Source organism: uncultured Veillonella sp., from assembly GCF_905209685.1.
In the GTDB taxonomy this organism is placed as follows: domain Bacteria; phylum Bacillota; class Negativicutes; order Veillonellales; family Veillonellaceae; genus Veillonella.
On sequence record NZ_CAJLUB010000164.1, the window covers coordinates 1 to 3,159 of the forward strand.

A 3,159-nucleotide genomic window follows, 5' to 3' on the forward strand; every position below is an offset into this window, starting at 1 on the left:
GTGGAGTGAAACATAATACTAAACTATTACGAGACCATTCCATTTGGAGTGGTCTCGTTTTTATATATTTGGAGGTATTATGAAAAAACTGATTATTGCTAGCATATGTGTAGCCTTAGGTGTCGTGTTATCCACAACATCTATTCCCGTTGGGCCGGCTCGTATTTTTCCGTTTCAACATATGATTAATGTGATCTTAGCCGTTATAGTTGGGCCGAGATTTTCCGTAGGCGCTGCTTTTAGTACATCTTGTTTACGTAATGTATTAGCACTAGGCTCTCCATTGGCCTTTCCTGGTAGCATGATTGGCGCTTGGCTATCTGCGTATTTATATAAGAAATACAATGCCATCTGGGCAGCAGCTCTAGGTGAGATCATCGGTACAGGTCTCATTGGTGCTCTTGTGAGCTATCCCATTGCTAACTTCCTATTAGGGAAACCGTTGGCGTTATTGACCTTGATTACATCCTTCTCCATGAGCTCTGTGGCAGGTGCTTGCATAGGCTTCGTAGTATTACAAATCTTATCTCGTCGTCATCTATTACACAAGGAGGCATAATGAAACTACATACTGCACTAACAATTGCTGGTACTGACCCGAGCGGTGGTGCTGGCATTATGGCTGATTTGAAATCCTTCCAAAGCCGAAATGTATACGGTATGGCTATTGTTACCTCTGTAGTAGCCCAAAATACAACGGGCGTTCACCACGTAGAACATCTATCCTTAGAAAGCATAGAGAAACAGTTACACGATGTGTATTCTGACATTCCTCCTCAAGCTGTTAAGACGGGCATGATTGCTTTACCGGAAATGATGGACCTCATTTATCCTTATGTGAGCAAGGATATTCCGTACGTAATGGATCCTGTTATGATTGCCACCAGCGGTGACCGACTTGTAGCAGATGAGGCTGTGAATTTCTTAAAATCTAAACTCATTCCTACCGCTACGGTTATCACCCCTAATCGCAGTGAGGCTGAGGTTTTAGCTGACATGGCTATTAATTGTGAAAGCGATATAACAACAGCGGCTAATCGTATCTTACAGGACTTAGGCCCTAAAGTGGTAATCATTAAGGGTGGTCACATCGGCGAAGATGCAACAGATTATGCTTTCACCAAAGATGGTAGTGTACGCACGTGGACGAGCCCTAAATACGATACGGTGCACACGCATGGTACGGGCTGTACCTTCTCTGCCGTTATTACGGCGGAGCTCGCTAAAGGGCCTGACGTAATGGATGCCATTGGTATTGCGAAGAATTATATCGCTCTTGCTATTAAGCACAATCCAGCGCTAGGACACGGCTGTGGCCCTGTTAATCATATGGCCTATGGTTTATTGGCGAATGGACCTGAAACGATGGATGAGCTATTAAAAGATAACTAGAGGAGATATTTGTATGACCTATGAAAACCCTTATATGAAAGGCCGAACTTGGCCTGAACTAAATATATTAGAGACCTTGCGTCAGAGAAATCCTCTTGTTATTTGCATTACTAATGATGTGGTACGTACCTTTACGGCCAATGGTTTACTAGCCATTGGTGCATCGCCTGTGATGAGCGAATGCAGTGAAGATTTAAAAGACCTCATCGTTCATGCATCGGCTTTACTCATCAATATTGGAACGCTTACGCCAGATAAGGTTAGTTACTATAAAGAAGCCATAAAACTAGCGAAGACACATGAGGTGCCAGTTGTACTAGATCCAGTAGGGTGTCATGCGGGAGCTTACCGATTGTCGGTAGTCTTAGATTTAATTAAGACTGGTAATATCTCTTTATTACGAGGTAACCAAAGTGAAATCAAAGCTATTTATGATGCTTTAAGTCCCGATGATACGGCTAATAATTCTACTACCGGCAAAGGTGTAGATGGGGCGCAAGTTGAGGATAGTGCTGTTATTGCCTATCGTCTAGCACGCCTTATTAACTGCCCGGTAGTAACAACGGGAGAAGAGGATTATATTTCCGATGGAATTCGGGTATTTGCAGTACCACATGGACACTCTGTCATGACAGCTGTGACAGGCACAGGCTGTTTATTAGGCGCCGTACTAGCAGCCTTCTTTAGTGCCTATTATCCATGTAAAGATAGCGTATCTATCGGTGAATTTCTCGCTTATGCATTGGCTTACTATGGCTTGGCCGGTGAAAGTGCAGTACAGGTGAGCGGTGTAAAACCTGGTAGCTTTAGTACGGCATTTATGGATGCTTTATATACACTAGATGATGCGGTGCTTATGGCTGAAAACCGTATACGTCCTGTAGTTGTGCCAGATCAATTACAAGTATATTTTATTGGTGGCACTCAAGATGTAGGTCTTAATGAAAATCGCTTGCTAAGTGTCGTAGAAGAGGCTTGTCGAGGTGGTGTGACCTGTTTCCAATTCAGAGAAAAGGGCATGGGCACCTTAGAAGGACAACAGAAATTAGAATTAGCTCAACAATTACAACAAATCTGTGCGAAGTACAATGTACTCTATATTATCAATGATGATGTAGACCTAGCAGTGGCAGTTAATGCCGATGGCGTTCATGTAGGGCAGGAGGATATGCGCCTTGAAGAGGTACGTAATCTTGTAGGCCATAAGGCCGTTGGTATCTCTATTCACTCTATAGAGGAATTACATAAGACGGATGTAGTCTACGCTGATTGTGTAGGTGTAGGTCCTATGTACGCCACAAGTAGTAAACCTGATGCACAAGAACCATGCGGACCAAATCGAATTAGTGAACTTCAAGCAGAAGGCTTAACACTACCATGTGTTGGTATAGGGGGCATTACCTTAGATAATGCAAAACCTATACTAGAAGCAGGAGCCTGTGGTGTTGCCATCATATCTGCTATAGCCCATGCAGATAATCCTTATGAAGCAGCCCAACAGTTTAAGCATTTAGTAGATAGAGCACAACCTTAATAGCAAATAGAACACAAAAAAAGACGATGACTTAAGTCATCGTCTTTTTTGTTAAGGAAGTTGTTAGTACTTACTGTAAGATTATATTGTACTTACAGGTGTGTTTAATTTAAATCTGTACTTACAGGTTGTTAGTTTAGTTAGTGTCGTATTTACAGATTAGAAGGATTCAACCAAACGTTGGAAGAAAGCTTGTGGGTGAGCACATACTGGGCAAACTTTAGGAGCTTCTT

General features: G+C 42.5%; 3 protein-coding genes and 1 pseudogene. 3 read left to right on the forward strand and 1 reads right to left on the reverse strand.

What is annotated here, in order from left to right:
- Positions 1 to 79 precede the first annotated feature (79 nt).
- The 3 genes from thiW to thiM are packed head-to-tail and all read left to right on the forward strand — an operon-like array spanning position 80 to position 2,926.
- Entirely contained in the window at positions 80 to 559 is a 480-nt protein-coding gene (gene thiW / locus QZ055_RS08845; protein WP_119209090.1) for an energy coupling factor transporter S component ThiW, read from the forward strand.
- The gene (thiD, locus tag QZ055_RS08850) at positions 559 to 1,392 is read left to right on the forward strand and encodes a bifunctional hydroxymethylpyrimidine kinase/phosphomethylpyrimidine kinase (RefSeq protein WP_295826321.1); all 834 of its coding nucleotides are present in this window, start codon (positions 559 to 561) and stop codon (positions 1,390 to 1,392) included. The genes thiW and thiD overlap by 1 nt, the downstream gene beginning before the upstream one ends.
- A gap of 13 nt (positions 1,393 to 1,405) precedes the next feature.
- Positions 1,406 to 2,926: a hydroxyethylthiazole kinase gene (gene thiM, locus QZ055_RS08855; protein ID WP_295826323.1), complete on the forward strand. Its 1,521-nt coding sequence runs from the start codon at positions 1,406 to 1,408 to the stop codon at positions 2,924 to 2,926.
- A 159-nt stretch (positions 2,927 to 3,085) separates the two neighbouring features.
- Here thiM and QZ055_RS09470 read toward each other — a convergent pair.
- Positions 3,086 to 3,159: pseudogene (locus tag QZ055_RS09470) on the reverse strand (rubrerythrin family protein); the annotation flags it as partial.